This is a genomic window from Limosilactobacillus sp. WILCCON 0051 (assembly GCF_039955095.1).
Lineage (GTDB): Bacteria > Bacillota > Bacilli > Lactobacillales > Lactobacillaceae > Limosilactobacillus > Limosilactobacillus allomucosae.
The window spans coordinates 814,281-831,763 of sequence record NZ_CP154878.1 but is presented as its reverse complement, the minus strand read 5'-3'; the positions used below and the strand labels follow the sequence as shown (position 1 = coordinate 831,763).

15 protein-coding genes and 1 CRISPR repeat array are annotated in these 17,483 nt (G+C 44.4%); of the genes, 6 read left to right on the top strand and 9 right to left on the bottom strand.

Annotated features, from left to right (window positions below; all coding sequences use genetic code 11):
• Positions 1–3: 3 nt before the first annotated feature.
• Positions 4–1,779, bottom strand: a complete 1,776-nt coding sequence (locus ABC765_RS04035; RefSeq protein ID WP_376752312.1) for a DUF2075 domain-containing protein — start codon at positions 1,777–1,779, stop codon at positions 4–6.
• A gap of 331 nt (positions 1,780–2,110) precedes the next feature.
• Between ABC765_RS04035 and ABC765_RS04030 the strand changes: the two genes are divergently transcribed.
• Positions 2,111–2,668 carry a phosphoribosyltransferase family protein gene (locus ABC765_RS04030; RefSeq protein WP_270648625.1) on the top strand — a complete coding sequence of 186 codons (558 nt, stop codon included), beginning with the start codon at positions 2,111–2,113 and terminating at the stop codon, positions 2,666–2,668.
• Between the two features lie 950 nt (positions 2,669–3,618).
• On the opposite strand, the gene ABC765_RS04025 is transcribed toward ABC765_RS04030, so the two are convergent.
• Entirely contained in the window at positions 3,619–4,047 is a 429-nt protein-coding gene (locus ABC765_RS04025; protein ID WP_347980778.1) for a MerR family transcriptional regulator, read from the bottom strand.
• Positions 4,048–4,159: 112 nt separating this feature from the next.
• Here ABC765_RS04025 and ABC765_RS04020 point away from each other — a divergent pair, with 112 nt between their 5' ends.
• Both ABC765_RS04020 and ABC765_RS04015 read left to right on the top strand, forming a co-directional pair.
• A complete protein-coding gene (locus ABC765_RS04020; protein WP_347980777.1) occupies positions 4,160–5,167 on the top strand; it encodes an alpha/beta hydrolase in 1,008 nt (335 codons plus the stop codon).
• Between the two features lie 41 nt (positions 5,168–5,208).
• Positions 5,209–5,937 carry an SDR family oxidoreductase gene (locus ABC765_RS04015; RefSeq protein ID WP_347980776.1) on the top strand — a complete coding sequence of 243 codons (729 nt, stop codon included), beginning with the start codon at positions 5,209–5,211 and terminating at the stop codon, positions 5,935–5,937.
• A gap of 167 nt (positions 5,938–6,104) precedes the next feature.
• A CRISPR array of direct repeats spans positions 6,105–7,236; the repeat unit is 36 nt; unit sequence GTTTCCGTCCCCTTTTAACGAGGATCATTTCATATC.
• A 415-nt stretch (positions 7,237–7,651) separates the two neighbouring features.
• On the opposite strand, the gene ABC765_RS04010 is transcribed toward ABC765_RS04015, so the two are convergent.
• Positions 7,652–8,875 (bottom strand): IS110 family transposase, encoded by a 1,224-nt coding sequence (locus tag ABC765_RS04010; RefSeq protein WP_347979951.1) that lies wholly within the window; start codon positions 8,873–8,875, stop codon positions 7,652–7,654.
• 260 nt (positions 8,876–9,135) lie between these two features.
• On the opposite strand from ABC765_RS04010, the gene ABC765_RS04005 reads away from it, so the two are divergent.
• The 3 genes from ABC765_RS04005 to ABC765_RS03995 all read left to right on the top strand — a co-directional run bounded on the left by ABC765_RS04005 (position 9,136) and on the right by ABC765_RS03995 (position 11,269).
• Complete coding sequence (locus ABC765_RS04005; RefSeq protein WP_347963296.1) at positions 9,136–9,309, top strand: hypothetical protein; 174 nt, start codon at positions 9,136–9,138, stop codon at positions 9,307–9,309.
• On the top strand, positions 9,299–9,655 hold the full coding sequence (gene tnpB / locus ABC765_RS04000) for an IS66 family insertion sequence element accessory protein TnpB (protein WP_347963209.1): 357 nt from the start codon (positions 9,299–9,301) through the stop codon (positions 9,653–9,655). The genes ABC765_RS04005 and tnpB overlap by 11 nt, the downstream gene beginning before the upstream one ends.
• A gap of 72 nt (positions 9,656–9,727) precedes the next feature.
• Entirely contained in the window at positions 9,728–11,269 is a 1,542-nt protein-coding gene (locus ABC765_RS03995) for an IS66 family transposase (protein WP_347963294.1), read from the top strand.
• A 159-nt stretch (positions 11,270–11,428) separates the two neighbouring features.
• On the opposite strand, the gene csm5 is transcribed toward ABC765_RS03995, so the two are convergent.
• The 6 genes from csm5 to cas6 are packed head-to-tail and all read right to left on the bottom strand — an operon-like array spanning position 11,429 to position 17,442.
• Positions 11,429–12,433: a type III-A CRISPR-associated RAMP protein Csm5 gene (csm5, locus tag ABC765_RS03990; RefSeq protein ID WP_347980775.1), complete on the bottom strand. Its 1,005-nt coding sequence runs from the start codon at positions 12,431–12,433 to the stop codon at positions 11,429–11,431.
• Entirely contained in the window at positions 12,430–13,329 is a 900-nt protein-coding gene (gene csm4, locus ABC765_RS03985) for a type III-A CRISPR-associated RAMP protein Csm4 (protein WP_347980774.1), read from the bottom strand. The genes csm5 and csm4 overlap by 4 nt, the downstream gene beginning before the upstream one ends.
• Positions 13,330–13,335: 6 nt before the next feature.
• On the bottom strand, positions 13,336–14,001 hold the full coding sequence (csm3, locus tag ABC765_RS03980) for a type III-A CRISPR-associated RAMP protein Csm3 (RefSeq protein ID WP_347980923.1): 666 nt from the start codon (positions 13,999–14,001) through the stop codon (positions 13,336–13,338).
• Between the two features lie 8 nt (positions 14,002–14,009).
• On the bottom strand, positions 14,010–14,408 hold the full coding sequence (csm2, locus tag ABC765_RS03975; protein ID WP_347980773.1) for a type III-A CRISPR-associated protein Csm2: 399 nt from the start codon (positions 14,406–14,408) through the stop codon (positions 14,010–14,012).
• A 6-nt stretch (positions 14,409–14,414) separates the two neighbouring features.
• On the bottom strand, positions 14,415–16,772 hold the full coding sequence (cas10, locus tag ABC765_RS03970; protein ID WP_347980772.1) for a type III-A CRISPR-associated protein Cas10/Csm1: 2,358 nt from the start codon (positions 16,770–16,772) through the stop codon (positions 14,415–14,417).
• Positions 16,678–17,442: a CRISPR-associated endoribonuclease Cas6 gene (gene cas6 / locus ABC765_RS03965; protein ID WP_347980771.1), complete on the bottom strand. Its 765-nt coding sequence runs from the start codon at positions 17,440–17,442 to the stop codon at positions 16,678–16,680. Before cas6 ends, cas10 begins: the two co-directional genes overlap by 95 nt.
• Positions 17,443–17,483: the final 41 nt, after the last annotated feature.

The following is a 17,483-nucleotide window of genomic DNA, read 5'->3' as shown; positions in this document are numbered from 1 at the left end:
ACTTTAATTATGTCTTTGGCCCATGGCTGCCCGTTTTAAGGCCGCCTGCAGCTGCGGATCAACCGCGTGCAGATACAGGCCGTGCACGCCCCGCGTCAGCAAAACGTTCAATTCGTTGTGCAGCAATTGCTCGCCAAACCTTTGCTTGGAATTGTCTTTCATTGTCCGGCGCTGCACGGCTTTTTTATTGGCGCTGGCGCTAGGATCAAAGACCACCTTGCCATCGCGATACTTCACCGATGGACCGATAACCACGCCGACATGATTGAGGTCAAAGCCCTGGACGGTATAGGTTGAGCCGATTTCCTTGATCGTATGCGGCTGCTCGGCCCAGGAAAGATCATCATAGTTGACGCCGTTTCGCTGCTTTTGTTTGCTCTTTAGCTGCAGGTTCCATGGCATTGACCAGGCGCCTTCGCTTACACACCAGTAGTCGCTGCCATCTTTAGGCTTGCGGTTGCTGGAGTATTCCCAGTCAAACGTGGCGACCATGCGGCTGATGCCATGACCATGATCTTCCGCGTTAAACCGGGCAATGGCTTCCTGCATTGCTTTCGGATCATCAAACACCTGCAGATCATATTGGTCATCTTGCGGGATCGGGAAAATGCGGCGCTGGTCGATAAAATCGCGAATCCAGCGAATCGTTTCGTCAGACGCCGCGATCCGCATTTGATTTTTGAGCCGAATCACCTTATCGCCGGCCAGTCGCTTGATCTGCTGCCAGTCCTCATTTTCCATGATCTCGTCGGCCGTCAGTACCTGTTTGTGATCATAGACTGCCAAAACCACCTTGGCCCGCTGCAGAATATCAAGCAGCTGATTGTCGCCGTGCCCATAATAGCCTTGGTTCCGCTTTGTCCATAAAAGATGCGCCTCATCAATGAAGGCCACGTCGACTTTATGATCTTCATCGTATTTGTTAATAAAGTGAGTTGGCTTGACGACCGTTTCATCATCGCCCACGCCCAGTTTTTTGACGATCTGCCGATAGACCTTGACCTGCTGGGGATGATTGACCATCATTATGGCGTTAAGCTGATCTTGTTTGGCCAGCTCGTAAAAAATGTTGCTCATCAGCACCGTCTTGCCGGCCCCTGCCTCGCCAGTCACCAAAACCAGCTGACCGGTCTGATTTTTAGCCAATGCCTGCTCAACGGTTTTGAGAATCTTTTTCTTGGCCTGATTCTGTTCGTCAGTCAGCTTATTGAACGGTGAGGCCTTAAAGATAGCGGACTTTTCCAGCAGCTGACGTGGCGGAAACAGGTTGCGGTACTTCTTATTTTCACCCAGCTTGTCCCAGATACGATTAAAGATCGGAATGAACTCCTCGCTCGTGTAATACTTGCGCTGGGCATTCTCACGCCGATTGTTCAGCTTGGAGATCACGTCTACGCTGCTCAGGTACTGCATCATGCGGTTTTCGATGTCTAATGCTAACGATTTATTAAAATGCTCATGGCCGATCACGAACATATGCGCGTTTTTGGCATTGCGCAGCTCCTCCCAGTCCTCACGCGTTTCCGGATCGACATCCAAGTGCTCCAGCGTCCGGCGCTGAATATCGATGGTCTCGCCGACATAAACCGTATAGTCCTCTTTGTAGTCGCTCTGCTTGCCCTGATTATCGATAATATAGACCGTTGGATAGTCCGTCAACAGTTCCTGCTCATGATACTTACCCGGATAGCGTTTTTCGATTTCTTCATCCAGATGCGCAGCCGTGTCTTTACGATAGGACGTTTCAAATATTAATGGATCCTTGACTTGTTCGCTCATAATCATCCCCGCTTAATCATGAATGGCTGATCTCTTATCGTGCCGTTTTCTCAATTATATTATAGTTGATTTGCAATTGTGGCCCTAAATTGAATCTTTTGCCACCGTCTTCCGCTGAAACGAAAGGCGGTTTTTAAGATTATCTTGACATTTGTAGATAATCGGTTTAATAATGTTCTAGTAAATTACCTTAATTTGATTATCTTTGTTAGTTAATGTTCGTATTTAACGGGTAGGTTATGCACTGGTTGGATCCATTCGTAGGCCTGTTGTCTGGTGGATTGCTGAAAGTCGTCTTGCCGCTGTTAGCCGCGCTTTAGGAGGAGTCATTATGAAAAAATATCGTATTACCGTTGGCGACCAAACTCGTGACCTGCCACTGATTCCAATCAGTGACGACACTGCCATTGCCTCGTTCGTGCTGCTGGGCGACGACGCCATGTCCAAAACAGCGGCTGAACTGCTTTTACCCAAGCTGCCTAAAAAGTTTGATTATGTCGTAACCGTTGAAAGCAAGGGCATCACCTTGGCACATGACATCAGTCTTTTGTCTGGTCATCCCCGCTCATTCGTGATCCGCAAGTCAGTCAAGGGCTATATGGAAAATCCATTGACGACTGCCGTTGACTCCATTACGACCAAGGGACAGCAGCTGCTCGTGCTTGATGGGGCCGATGCAGCCGAACTCAAGGGAAAATCAGTTGTCTTAGTCGATGACGTGGTCAGTACCGGGGGCTCTTTAAAATCAGCTGAAAAGCTGCTCAATCTGGCTGGTTGCCAAATCGTTGCCAAAGCCGCCATCCTAGCTGAAGGCGCCGCTGCTGATCGGGATGACGTGGCGTTCTTAGGCAAACTGCCATTGTTCAACCTGGATGGCACGATCAAATAGTTCATTCATTTAGATAGACACCAATAATCGCCGACCCAGATGTCACAAGCATCCAGGCCGGCGATTTTGTTTTGCTGATATATGAGAAACGGCTGCGTGCCCTGCTTTTGAGAAAATATCGCTGCAGGTACGCAACATCGCCAAGATCGCTATAGTCCGTTCCAAAACTTTAATAGAAAAAGACTGGCTGAATGCCGGCTCCATAGTCGTGGTCAATGAATTTAGTGATCGGTTGGACAAAAGCCGCAGTCAAACGCCATTAGTACGCTTTATACAAGAGATCCTGCATAATAACGTATGAAGAATTCATCATTACCTACTTTTTTCAAAAATCGACTGCATAGTAGGTAAAAATCAATGTATATCAAGTTAGGCAATCCTAACACTACCTACTATTAGCAGAAAATCGCTGAATCGTAGGTAAATCACAAAGTCGGTCTAACCCAATCACTCCTTAAATATTCAATTTTACCTACGATTTCGAAAAAGGGATCAAGAGTAGGTAAAGTTAAGCCGCTTGAATATACAACTACCTACTTCTGATCCGAAATCAGCGAATAGTAGGTATTTTCGAGACCGACAGCTGATCAATGCAGAGTTTTGTCACAAAGTCAGCCGCCAAATGGTTGCCCTAGTTCAATAACTGTTAATATGACAGTCGCAATATCACTTCCGGCTTCGATAGTATTGAGGAAATTCATCTATAGTAGGCTTTTTAATATGAATAAAAAACGGAAGAGCATACCAATTAATAAAATAGCTCGTCCTCTTTTAATGAGGATCATTTCATATCTCTTGACTGTTAAAGAAGTTAAGGCAGCATTGGGGGTAGTTTCCGTCCCCTTTTAACGAGGATCATTTCATATCTGAGCTTGCGCAGAAAAAGCTGGCCGACCGGTCCGCGGAAATCGCCAAATGGCAGGAATTGGCTGAAAGCACTGACTTTTAGGCTAATATTCCGGATGGTATTTGGCCATGACTTTCTTTTCAGTGCCGTCTTTGACGGCCAAAGTGTAATACTCGCACTTTTGATCAATAGTCTCAAGTGTCTGCTCAAGCAGCGCGATCTGTTGCAAAACAGCTTCGCGCTGCTTTTTAAACATCTCCAAACGCTGGGGCAGGGTGGAGTCGCCTTCCACGCACCAGGTCATGAAGGTGCGGATGTCGGTAATGGACATGCCGGAATTTTTCAGGCATTCGATGATCCTAACCGCGTCGATATTGCGCTGGTCAAATTCGCGCACTCCCTGGTCCGTCCGCCGCAAGCCCGGAATGAGGCCCTGGTTGTCATAATAGCGCAGGGTGGAAACCGGCAGCTGGCACAATTTTGAAACTTCAGTGATTGACAAAGTGTTTGCTTTTTCTTTTAAGGTTGGCATAAAAAATTCCTTTCAGATTTTTTTGAAAAAAGGCTTGCGCTAAAGTTAACTTTAGCCTGTACAATCATTATAACATCAATAAGCAAGCAGACACAGAAAGGAAAATTGCAACATGAACACTTTAGCAAACGACAGCAGAGTATTTAAGATCGACCCGTCCATCAGCGTGCAAAGCGTCCGCTTCCGCAACCGTTTTGGCATCGTTCTGGCTGGCCACCTGTACCTGCCAAAGGACTTTGACGACAAGCAGGCCTACCCGGCAATCGTGATCAGCGGTCCCTTTGGCGCAGTCAAGGAACAGTCAAGCGGTTTGTACGCTCAGACGCTGGCGCAGCGCGGGTTCGTGACTCTGGCCTTTGATCAGTCATTTACCGGTGAAAGTAGCGGCGAGGTGCGCAATGTTGCTTCTCCAGACGTCTTCACCGAAGACTTCAGCGCGGCAGTCGACTTTGTCGGCCTGCAAAAATTTGTTGACCGGGAACGCATCGGGGCCATCGGCATCTGCGGCCTGGGCAGCCATGTCCTGACGGCAGCGTCAATCGACAAGCGGATCAAGGCCGTAGCCACTTCAGTAATGTATGACATGTCATCCTCAATTTGGGACGGCGTTGGCAAGACCATGACCGATGAGAACCGGGAAAGCTTGAAGGACTACCTGGCCCGCCGTCGCTGGATCGACGCAGAAAACGGCACTTTTGCTGCCGGCGCTCACGAAGTAATGTTTGACCAGAACGGGGAAGTCATTTACATGGACAACCTCTTCCCGGACAAGCTGCCGGAAAACCCGAACCCGGTGCTGAAGGCCTTCTTTGACTACTACCGCGGCCGGGCTTACCACCCGCGGTCCATCAACTCAACCGGGGCCTGGACGTCAACGACTCCTTGGTCATACTTCAACTTCAAGCTGGAGCAGTACATTGACCAGATTTCCCCGCGCCCGAGCCTGATCGTCACTGGCGAAAACGCGCACTCACGCTACTTCGCTGAAGAAGCTTACGAGAAGCTGAAGGATCCTAAGGAAATCGTGATCGTGCCAAACGCTGACCACGTTGACCTCTACGACCAGATGGACAAGATTCCGTTTGACAAGTTTGACGAATTTTTCAAGGAAAACCTTTAAAGACCATTTTTGGCAAAAAATAGCTGGAAAGGAGAGACAGAATGTCTGTTAAAGATAAAGTAATCATCATTACCGGCGCCTCCAGCGGGATTGGCCTGGCCACCGCGGAGCTTCTGGCAAAAGACGGTGCCAAGCTGACCCTGGCTGCTCGGCACGTTGACAAGTTGGCCGAGTTTGAAAAGTATGGCGACCAGGTGCTGGTCAAGCAGACTGACGTTGCAGAGGCTGACCAGGTTCAAGAATTGGTTGACCAGACCGTGGCCAAGTTCGGCCGGGTGGATGTGATCTTCAACAATGCCGGGATCATGCCCGTCAGCTACTTAAGCGAACGCCGGATCAACGACTGGCAGCAGATCATGCAGACCAATGTCATGGGCGTGTTGAACGGGATTGCGGCAGTTCTTCCATACATGGAGGAGCAAAACAGCGGCCACATCATCACGACCGGTTCGACCGCGGCCTACAAAGTATTCCCAAAGTTCGCCGTCTACAGCGCTAGCAAGTTTGCCGTCCGGGCCTTGATGGAAGGGCTGCGCTTTGAGGAGCGGGAGCACAACATCAAGTCCACTCTGATCAGTCCGGGAACTACGGTGACCAACCTGGTCAATACCATTCCGGGCGAGGCCGACCGGGAAGACGAGCGCCGGGTGCAGCAGTCTGCCTCCCTGACGGCAGAAGAAGTGGCTGAGGTGGTCAAGCAGGTGATTGACACGCCTGACAACCTGGCCGTAAGCGAGATTCACGTGCGGCCCGTCAAGCAGCTGGCCTAGCCTTTTTGAGCCGCAAGACTCACATGCACATTAAACAAGTTACTAAAAAGAGCCTGATTTCCGTTAATGGAAGTCAGACTCTTTTTGCTTGAAAAAATTACTCTTGGCCGGGTTCATAGTTTTGGCACAGGAACTCGTCGGCATGCGGCAATTTGTCGTGCTTCATCGTTTCCGTCCCCTTTTAACGAGGATCATTTCATATCTGGGTTATTTTGAACAATTCGGTAGCCGTAAAAAATTAGTTTCCGTCCCCTTTTAACGAGGATCATTTCATATCCCCTTGTCGGGTGGTGAACGCCTGCCAAAGTGGTGTTAATGGTTTCCGTCCCCTTTTAACGAGGATCATTTCATATCTTTGACCAACAGGAAGAATTAATCCACGGCAAATAGTTTCCGTCCCCTTTTAACGAGGATCATTTCATATCTATCATTAGCATTTACAACGATGAAGCGGAAGACGAGTTTCCGTCCCCTTTTAACGAGGATCATTTCATATCATGGTGACATCTGCGGGGTTTAAGCCCTAACGGTACGGTTTCCGTCCCCTTTTAACGAGGATCATTTCATATCTTCAATCGAACTTTGACAACCGAATATTTTTCCGTCAGTTTCCGTCCCCTTTTAACGAGGATCATTTCATATCGTGCTTGAGAAACAATAGTGCAAAACTTACGGGCGGTGTTTCCGTCCCCTTTTAACGAGGATCATTTCATATCAATTATGATGAAATTTGAACACACGGTAACGATCCACGCAGTTTCCGTCCCCTTTTAACGAGGATCATTTCATATCAAATAATCGTCAACGTTACCGTTGGTTATTAGTGGGGTTTCCGTCCCCTTTTAACGAGGATCATTTCATATCATCTTCTAAAGGGCTGCTGACATTAGCCCGTTCAATTAGTTTCCGTCCCCTTTTAACGAGGATCATTTCATATCCATAATAAAACGAAAGGGAGTGGTTAGGGTTTAGTTTCCGTCCCCTTTTAACGAGGATCATTTCATATCAACAAAATCAAGCCGGAACGATTCGGCGTGCTTGGGTTTCCGTCCCCTTTTAACGAGGATCATTTCATATCAGAAGATGTTTCAAAAATCTTCTAAAAAACAGTTGACAGTTTCCGTCCCCTTTTAACGAGGATCATTTCATATCGTGAAAGATTTGAAAGAACTGCAATATGAAATTAATAGTTTCCGTCCCCTTTTAACGAGGATCATTTCATATCCTGCAAAATGCACCACAAGCTTTGGCTGATGCTCAAAAGTTTCCGTCCCCTTTTAACGAGGATCATTTCATATCTATGCTACATCAAAATGCCGATATATCAAGCATACCTTTTACTTTTGCCTGCCCAATATTTGGACGAGACAACCATCAGACAAGTGAATTCTGTCCAACTTACGGACATTTCAAATATTAACACAGGTACATATTAAATATTACCACTACCATACCTATCGTAAGCACACCATAACAACACGTATTCCAACCGCCGCGCGGACCTTCTATACTTGAGGAAACTCATATAGGAGGTCTTTTTCTACTCTAAGTCAAGTGTTATCAACGATTTTAGGCAATTTTATTTTAAAATAAGGACTTGATCGGGAAATGACTCCCGAAGGATCAAGTCAAATATCTGATTTAGGGCATGATAAATACAGCCACCTTCTGTAATTTCAAAAAGAGGCTGTTATAATATCTATTGGATCAATTTTTATGACAAAAGTCTTTGGTTATGTTTGGCTACGTCATAGCTATATAATTGATCATTCTTAATTAAAGCGAAGATCGTCCGTAATAATTTATGGATCGATGCGATAGCGGCCTTCTTGTGACTTGCAGTCTCAGAAGACCGTTTTCGTTTCTCGTAATAATCCGCAATATGACAAGGGTTTCCCGCTTTCTTAGCCGACTGAATTTGGTTTATGGCCAAGTACAGCACCTTTCTGCCAATAGCTGTCCCGCGCTTTGAAATTGACAGGTGGGCCGCAAGGTTGCCAGATTCATAAATCTGAGGGTCAACGCCAACGAAGGCATTTAATTGGTTAGGGTTTTTAAAGCGTCTGATATCTCCGAGCTCACTAATAATTCTCAAGGCAGTATTTTCGGCGATGCCAGGAATGCTTTTAAGGATCTCCAGATCCCGCTTGGGAGCGAGCTTGGTCATCTCCTTTAAAGCAGTCTGGCACTCTTCTTCAGCGCTTAGGATGTTGTTAATGGCCATTTCAAGGCCACGAACATAAGCACTGCTCTTTTTGACAGCTGGGCATGCGAGCTTAGCCAGCCGGATAAGCCTCTGTGCCAGATCATTGGCACGTTTTTCACCAATACCAGATAAGCTCTTTAAGAAGTCGATGATATCGGCTTCTTTTGTTTCTAATACGATATCAGGGTGCGGGAATCTGAGAACAATACTCCAGTAGTTTTTTCCTCTCGGATTAGCCATTAGGTGCTCAATCTCTGGGAAAGTGAGCTGAATGGCTTTGTGCAGTCTATTCTTGTTGGTTATCAGATCGTGCGAAGCCTGCTCGTAGATGCGGTTGTTGGCCATCAATTCTTGATATTCTTCGCTTTGAACATAGGCCAGCCGTTGTGGGTGCTCAGACTGCAGCTTGGCAAGGCACAAGGCATCAAGCTTATCGGTCTTGTTCTGGTGCAGGTCATCCTTTGTCTTTCTTTTGGCTTCCAGCGGATTCATCATGACATAGCGTAATTCGTGCATGTCCAAAAACGCCTGAAGTCTTCTGGAGTAGACGCCAGTTGCTTCAAAAATAATTTGCGGGTTGGTAACCTGTTTAAGATCATCTAGCAGCTGATTGAAGCCTACCATATCGTTGGAGATGGCATAGTCATTAACTTTTTGGCCATTGACCATAATGCATACGTTAGACTTCCGGCTGCTAACATCAATACCGAAAACAGTTTTCAATAAATCCATAAGAATAAACCTCCGCTTTACTTGGAGATGAGCTGCCTTCACCCAATTCAATCAGATCTAATTTTCTCAACCGGACTTTAACAGCCAACATACTTAGACGAGATTCTCAATTGAATGGTGAAGCTGCCAGTTTTGTTTACGACATCATGTGTCCAAGAGCTCCACGGCATTGGCTTCATCTCCACTTTACATAGTAAAAGAAAAAGTGTTGAACGACTACTCCGTCGAGTAATCATCCAACACTAGATTAGTATGTTTTGATGGCTCAAAATGAAATCGTTGAAGTCAGCGCCACTTCAAACGACCGCAAGACTAACCGGCGCGTGCTGGTAGCCTCACTTTCGATTCAGAAGGTGCGGCTTAACATCTACCAAGACGCTGATCCTGCGATGATCGAAAATCTGATTAAACTCCTCATTGATCATGCTAGTTAATTGGACCCAGCCGAAGCATGTTTTTATCGTCTGCGGCAAAACCGATCTGCGCAAAGGTATTGATGGCTTAGCGGCAGTGGTCGCCGAAAACTATGATCTGGATCTGTTTGATGATTCCCTATTCCTTTTCTGCGGTACGCGGAATGATCGGTTTAAGGGACTCTATTGGGACGGTGAAGGATTCATCTTGCTTTATAAACGTTTTGAAAATGGTGGTCTGCGCTGGCCACGGCATCGCAATGATGCCGTCCAGTTAAGCCGCCGCCAAATCAAGCAGCTTTTGGAAGGCATCTCTCCGTTGCCTGTTAAGCGAGTTAAACCCGCGCCAAATGGGCATTTATATTGATTTTAGTCTGTTAATTTCCTAACGTTTCTGATATGCTTAATAGCATTCAGAAGCGTTAGGAGGTGACGAACTATGGCTCAAGCACAACAGCCCAAGAATCTTGAAGAAGCCTTGCAGGTCATTCAGCAATTGTCTGAAGTGATTCAGCAACAAAACGAGCTGATCAATCAGTTGAAGGTAGCCCTTCAGCTTCAACAGCATCGCCAATTCGCAAAAAAAAATGAGTCTTTAAACCCAGATCAGCTCTCTTTATTTGAAGAGAAGCAGGTTGAAGCAACTGATAGCGAAGAACCTTCAGATGCGGCGGTAGAAAAGCGAGAATCCAGTCGTCACCCTAAGCCAAAGAAAAGCAACAGCCGGAAAGAAAATCTGGATAGTCTGCCACAGGAGAACTGTGAATACGACCTGGATGATAAAACTTGTCCTGACTGTCATCAAGAAATGAAGCAGATTGGCCGCCGATTGGCAAGTCGCGAAGCGGTATACGTTCCAGCACATACCGTTTGTAGGAACGTTTATGCGAAGACATACAAGTGTCAGCATTGTCATCCCAACGGTGGCGATAAGCTGGTTACGGCCAAGACGCCGAGTCCGCTGTTTAATCACAGCTATATCTCAAGCAGCATCCTGGCAACGATTGCGGCTAACAAATTTGATTTGGCTGTGCCGTTTAATCGTCAGGAACGCATGTGGCAAGCAGCTAATCTTGAATTGGATTCCAAGCAAATGGCAAATGCGGTGATTAAAGGTGCCAGGCGGTTTTTAAAACCATTGAGCGACGTTCTTGTCAGCCAATTGCGACAAGAGAAAGTTGTTCATATGGATGAGACTCCTTTTCAAGTGCTCGACAGCGGGAAAAGCAAGTCCTTTTTCTGGGCTTTGCGAACACCGAAGGAGTTCGCAAAACATCAGATAGCCTACTTTCACTATGCGCCGACTCGTTCAGGAAAAGTCATCAGTGACGTACTGACTCCTGACTATACGGGAGCGGTTATGTGTGACGGCTATCGTGGCTACGGCCAAGAGCAGCTGCCCAAAGCAACGTTTGGCAGCTGTCTCATACATATTCGCCGACCATTTATTGAATTGGTCAAAGGCCTCACGTTAAAGAATAATGCCCAGGCAACGCAAGCCGTAAAGCTGCTTAGCCGAGTGTTTCATAAGGAAAATAACTTGAGGTATAAAACGCCGGCTGAGAAAAAAGCGCAGCGACGAAAACTGGTCAAGCCACTGTTGGATGCCTTCTATCGCTTTATTGAAGGGATTGCTTATCCGATGCATAAGCTGAAAGACGCAGTCAAAAACGCCTTGAAACTTAAGGATCGTGTATATCAGATCTTTGAGATTGGCGAGCTGCCGTTAAGCAATAACTCGGTTGAGCAGAGCATCCGACCGTCGACCATCATTCGCAAAAACAGCCTGTTTGCGAAATCTACAGCCGGTGCGGAAGCCAATGCGATCTTCTATACGATCGTTCAGACGGCCAAACTAAATAATCTGGATATCTTCAAATATCTGAAATTGATCTTTGAAGCCTACACGCGCTCTCAGAACCTGGATCTGAAGGCTTATTTGCCATGGAATCCAACCGTTCAGCAGATTTGCGGCAAATAAAATCACTAGGATAATGAAATGGGGCATCTCGCCAAGCAGCGAGATGCCTCATTTTTTCGTGTATTTTTCAACCCGTACCATTGTGGTGTGCTTACTACCTATCTCATCAATTATGAATATATAAAAATCCCCATCGCTGCACACGATGAGGACATAATTCTAATTCTTCTTTTGAAGTTTAAAACCACACTTACCCATTTCATAATAATGATCGTCATTATTAATCAACATGTACTTTACCTGCTTGCCATTCTCGATCCGTTTTAAAGATTGGCGTTTATAGCGCGTCAGTTTCATAACCCCCTTGCCTTTCAACTTCATCTTCTTGTAAGAACGTCTCTGAATACCCCTAAGATCAACATGTCCATAATCTACCTTAGTCCAGAGTCCGCTACCGGCGCCTAAGTATAAAGGAGCCAGAAAATGGTTAGGCTGTACATATTTATCGGGAAAGTCACACAAAAACTGCCTTTCATAACGTTCATAAAAACGTTTAGCCATTTGTGGCAATTGATCAATCAGTTTTTCCGCTCGTGCAGTCGTCGTTGTGATTGTAAAGTCAATCCTGGTTTGTGGCCGAATTGCTTCTCTGAAAAGCGGCAACCCCTTAGGCTCAAACTTTTTTCGGTTCAAATCCCATTTTTGAACAATTCTCAATTTATCAACTGGGATTGGTTCACTATCAGAAACTCGAATCTCATTAAAGATATCGTCAACACCACCCCAAGCAATATTGTCGTTGCCAAAGTGTTCATTGACTAGAATCGTCCGCAAGGCGCCTTTAAGCGAGGAGCCAGGGATATATGCATTGCCGTATCCATTTTTAACAAAAGCATGAATCTCATTTAAATGGCCTCTTCTTGCACTTTCATGACCCGTCTTGGGAATTTTATAACCTCCAAAATCCCGATCCATAATTTTATATTGATGAAGAAAGTCAACCAAACGATTGCTGCGGCGACTTGGATTTACCAAAAACTTTTCAAATGCCTCGACTACGCCAGGATATTGACGTAGCTTCAAATACATTTTCCCCATATTAGGAAAATAATAGTTTTCATTTTCATAAATATAGTTTTTAGCAGTATACGTTTCACCACTACCAATATGAACTGGCGCCATTGCAATCAGCCGTAGCCTATACTCATGATATCCCGCAGTCATTTAGCCGCCTCCAATCCATAAAACATCCCTTTGGCATAGTTCCATACTGGATGAGCAAATCCTTTTGGCCGTACATCTGCAATCATTCCGGCATATCGTCTGGTAAAGACTGAACCACTCGCAAACTTATAAAGATCTTCTTTTCTCAGCTGTTCACTGGCATCTGGACTGTAGGTAAAGCCGCTACTTTTTACCAAACGATAATTGGCATCATCAACTACTAGCCCTAATTCATTGTCATTAGGCAAGCTCGTTGTCAGTAATACCTGCTTATCAGCTTTGTCGTCAGCCAGCATTTCCTCCATTAACGATGGAACCGGCAAAATCTCCATTTCAAAGCGTCCATAGCCACTGGTTCGTTTCCCGCCTAAACCGCTAAACTGTAAACTAGTCATTAATTGTTCAAATAATGGATCACTGCTTGCCAATACATACAGTGAGGAACGATATTCAGTTACCCCAACTTCATAGGGATCAGCACCTTTTTTCATTAAAACGGTCTGCTGCGCAAGATTCATTTCAGCTTTAAGCAGTTCTTCAGCAGACACCTTTCCATTTAATAGATCCAAAAGTCGATCCACCGGAACAAACTTTAAAGCTCTAACAGCCTTATTTGTTTGATTATCTTCAACAAGCGTCCGTAAATCCATTTTAAGAGCTACCTCACCAACTGGCACTGGCAGATATGGCTGTTCTTGATAAGGAAAAGCATCACTGATTTTGAACTCGTCATTCTCAGCAACTGTCATCCATTCTTTCAAACAGTCATTTTTCAATGCTTCAAGGCATAGCGCGCTGAATAAACGACTTACCGCAAAAGTAGGTACGCTGGTGTTAAGATAGCCATCGCCAAAATGTGCATTACGGAAACGCAAACGATAAATTTTTGTTTCCATCACTTACTAAGCTCCTAATTCTTCGTTGATCCCGCCAGCATCATAATCACCAAAAACGGTTTCGGCATGCAGGTTAATGAACTTAATCTTGCCGTACCCACGACTGCCGCTACCCCCAAGATAATCTAATTCCAACAGCTTAAAGCCATCTAGCAGCGTCTGCATATCTTCATCAATTTCTTGTTCATCGGTTAAATCATAAATCAATTCAAAATTAAACTCGCTGCCACGAATTGCACGTTCAATCTGCCGGGGATTTGCAATTGCGGTCGTTCGATCAATTGTATTTTCAAATTTGGCTTCTGTATATCCTTCGGCACCTTTATCTAAAAGTTCCTGGGCATTATTTAAAAATGAGTCACGAAAAATCAGGCGCGCTGGTACTGGTTGATCGCCATTTTCACCGCCACCATCGCTTGCACCAAAAAGACGAGTAATTCGCTCATCATCATCATTAGGCGTTTGGGCGATCGTTTCATTATAAGCTTTAGCTAAAAGTGAGCGCATTTTTCCTTTCAGACTGGAGCCTGGAATAATTGGCAGATTAGTCAATGGATCTTTGATAACTGGCGAATCAATTGCGCCAATCGCTGCAAAAGCATCACTTCCCCCAATATGCAAACCACTTTCTAATTCAATCGTTCCCGAAATCTTAATCTTTGATAACATGATTGTCCTCCCTATTCATAGTAGTACTTCAAGTAGGCTACCAACGCTTCCATATAGTGGCAAAAGCGGATAATGTCCTCTCGCTCTTTTTTTTCATCGTTGTTTTCAATCTCGTTTTGAATTGCAAACAAAATATCTAAAATCTCCGCTTCATCAACCAGTTTTTTTACGGCTTGATTGCGACCGCTTTGATAGATAAATTGAATTCTCAAGTATGCTAAACGTTCCTCTGCTGCTTTAACGCCTTGATTGATTACAATGTTGTAGATCGTGCTGGTCATTGCTAATAAATTGCGTAGCTGCGTCGAGGTCAGCTTATCATGACCAACCTTGAAATCAACGTCTTTTAAATTTAAAATCACTGACTCTGCTTCATCAACATAAGTGTCTTTCTTAAATTTAATGTTCATTTATAACTAGTCCTCCCGAATTTCATAAATGTATAGTGACAGCGCCGTTTCAACTTTTTTAATTTCGAGGGCATTGTCATACCAGCCAAGCATGGATTCCTTAAATTGCTGAAACGCCTCTGTATCTTCAGCGTCATCTTCAAGTCGAGATAGGAAGTAGGCCAGTCTGGCAAAAGAAATCCGATCTTCTTCATTACGCGACCGCAACAGTGACAATAGCTTGTAGGCAAAAGACTTGCCACGATTGCTTTCCTTATTAAAGAACTGGCGAATTTTCACTAATTTATCGTAATAGACATCATTGATAAATTCATCCACATCAAAAATCATTGATGAGTCAAATAATGCAACGCGATGTTTTCCTGCTAACTTGGCTTCTTGCAGCAGTTGATTGGTTCGCCTTGCCACGATATTAATCGGCATTGTGGCTTGATACATATAAATTCCTGCTGAGAACGTCATCTTTTGATCGGTCCAATCAGCAAAATATCCTCTTAAGCGTGCCAGCAGCTTCAAGATATCATCCCAGGCACCAATGATAAATGCATCATCACCACCTGAATAGATCACTGTGGCGTGACATCCCTCAGCAAAAGCATTTAAATGCACGTTAAAGAAACTGGCAAGGCGCCGTGAAAGAGATGCATAGCGACTGATCGTTGTATACATTCCCTCTCCTTGATTGGCAAATCCAGCCAAAAAGCCAGCATACAGATCATCGACATCAATTCTTAAGGCCGCTAGCCGCTTAATCCCAACTGCACTTTGATTATCTCCTTTGGTCCAGTCACGATCGGCATATTTGCTGAATTCATTATTGGTTAAGTCAGAATAGTCGCCTACCCAAAGATAGGTTTGTTGCTTAAAGCCAGTATTCAATTGATTTTTAGAATAGATCCTGCCACTGACTGCTCCTTTTTGAATCGTCTCTTTATCCGTAACGCTAAGAAATGCTCCTGGTCCGACTGGCAAGCCTTCTTCATCAGCATTAACCACAAAGAAATCATCTTGCTGAATATTTTTAGAAAAGCTTTCCAATTTTTCACAAAGCTTACATTTATTTGTTTCAGGATTCAGACTGGCGACAGCATGGCAGACAACACATTCTCGTCCTGTATGCTTGCCTTGCTGGTTTAGTTTCATAATTTGACGAGCATCAAACTGCCGCAACTCAGAACGATTGATTTCACGGTCAATATCTTTAAAAATCCTACTATAAGAATCAAAAGTATTGCCCTTTTCAACCTGGAGTGACATAAATTGTGACGTTCCTACCGAAACATGAATCTCAGCACCAAATTGTTCCTGAAGAAATTCATTAAATTCTTCACAATGACTCGCTATCAGCCGACGATTTTTTGGTGTGTTCCCTAAGAGAATGTATCCTTGGCCTGCAGACTCAAACAGCACGTTGGCACGAGTCAATTCCGTATCGCTCAGCAGCGTATCAATGAACCATTCGCTCAGCATATTGGCATAGAAAGCCCGACTGCGCAGCTGCTTATGTGCCCCTTGACTAACGATCGTATAGATGAATTTTTCCAAGCCAGTGAATTTAAAGCCCATCATCAAGAAGGCCGTTTCTTGATAGAACTTTTGCGCACCAGTATATAGGCGCCGCTTATAATTATGCTCATCGACAAAATCCAAGTATTGCTGAATAGCCATGGCAAAAGCCGCCGTCAGCTTCATATGGTCATATAGCGAAATATCAGCAACTTCTTCCATATTAGTTGAACTTGGCATAAACGACATGGTAGCTTCCATCAGATTCAAGGCACTCTGCATATAATCTTCGGTAGGCTTGATTGCCATTAAACCTTCTCTAAAGCGTTCAACACCCCGACTGTAATCCGCATGAGTGTAATCATGGCGCTCATCAGTTGGCATAATTGAATGAACATCATCAAGCCGCAGTTCTCCCGGCTTTAGATAGCGTTTTCCTGCATGTTTCCCGAATCGATTAAAAACATCTTGCAGAGGGGTTTTAGCATCCCATTTGTAATTAACGTCTTCATCATTCGGCCGCCGATCAGTACCACTGGCAATATTGTCTGCGATATAGGTAATATAGGATAAATCATCATCAGCCAAACTATCATTGCGTAAATTAACGTGGTGATACTTTAGACAATTTAAAATCGGCTTCTCATTCATGTAAGGCTTAAGAAATTCAGCACCAACCAGTTGATGTTTCTTTTTTAAACCGGTCGTTCGCTGTATTGCTTTACCGATATCATGAAACAAAGAGCCATAATATAAATCAATTTTACGCTTTTCCATTATTCTCCTCTTTTTGATTCTTAAGCTGGATTGCTCCCAGTCCCAGACTTGCCTTGGCACCGACCCCAGAAAATTCTCCAAAGCTCAGCAATGCACCGAGATAGTCTTTTAGGGTCTGGCTTCCATAACATCTAAAAGTTAAATAACCTAAAAATCCGGTTACAAAACCGCCATGAATAAAACAACGCTGAGTCCGCAATCGATAATTGGTAATCTGGGTTCTTTTACAGATCTCATCCAACAGTTCAACATCAATCTGCTCGTTATTTTCAATTGCTTGATTATATTTGCGCATCAAGCTTTGAAAAAACAAACGGACATCAGGAATAAACTGGTAATGTCCTTGCGATTTAAACGTCATTGGCGAAACTATTTTTAGGTCATACCATCCAGTAGATTTGCCAAGATAAAACTGCTTGGACAGATCCTTTTCTGTTAAGACGCGCACGTTGCGATCCAAGATTACAAATTCTTTTTGACTGGCGCTGACAAATTCAAATTTTTTCAGATCTGAATTTAACAATAACTCATCAAAGATAGTTTCCATTTCAGCATCTAATGCATTAAACACCAGCTTTACAGTTGTTGGCTGCTCATCAATATATACAGAGAAAGGATTATCACCAGTTTGATGAAACTTATCGACCAGATCAGAGTCTAAGCGCTCCATTAGCCAGCCATTTAAAAAGACTGCCAGTTTTCGGTCTGTGCGTTGGATCGTCTTTGCACAGGTCAAAACATATTGTTTCAAATACCTCTCCTCCCAATAATTAGGCATTTTATTCTAAAACG

Excerpts from the sequence above, each read along its gene's own strand:
- ABC765_RS04035 (WP_376752312.1), bottom strand. The coding sequence starts at position 1,779 with ATGAGCGAACAAGTCAAGGATCCATTAATATTTGAAACGTCCTATCGT.
- ABC765_RS03995 (WP_347963294.1), top strand. The coding sequence starts at position 9,728 with ATGGCTCAAGCACAACAGCCCAAGAATCTTGAAGAAGCCTTGCAGGTC.
- csm5 (WP_347980775.1), bottom strand. The coding sequence starts at position 12,433 with ATGACTGCGGGATATCATGAGTATAGGCTACGGCTGATTGCAATGGCG.
- tnpB (WP_347963209.1), top strand. The coding sequence starts at position 9,299 with ATGCTAGTTAATTGGACCCAGCCGAAGCATGTTTTTATCGTCTGCGGC.
- ABC765_RS04010 (WP_347979951.1), bottom strand. The coding sequence starts at position 8,875 with ATGGATTTATTGAAAACTGTTTTCGGTATTGATGTTAGCAGCCGGAAG.
- ABC765_RS04030 (WP_270648625.1), top strand. The coding sequence starts at position 2,111 with ATGAAAAAATATCGTATTACCGTTGGCGACCAAACTCGTGACCTGCCA.
- csm2 (WP_347980773.1), bottom strand. The coding sequence starts at position 14,408 with ATGAACATTAAATTTAAGAAAGACACTTATGTTGATGAAGCAGAGTCA.
- ABC765_RS04020 (WP_347980777.1), top strand. The coding sequence starts at position 4,160 with ATGAACACTTTAGCAAACGACAGCAGAGTATTTAAGATCGACCCGTCC.
- ABC765_RS04025 (WP_347980778.1), bottom strand. The coding sequence starts at position 4,047 with ATGCCAACCTTAAAAGAAAAAGCAAACACTTTGTCAATCACTGAAGTT.
- ABC765_RS04005 (WP_347963296.1), top strand. The coding sequence starts at position 9,136 with ATGGCTCAAAATGAAATCGTTGAAGTCAGCGCCACTTCAAACGACCGC.
- csm4 (WP_347980774.1), bottom strand. The coding sequence starts at position 13,329 with ATGGAAACAAAAATTTATCGTTTGCGTTTCCGTAATGCACATTTTGGC.
- ABC765_RS04015 (WP_347980776.1), top strand. The coding sequence starts at position 5,209 with ATGTCTGTTAAAGATAAAGTAATCATCATTACCGGCGCCTCCAGCGGG.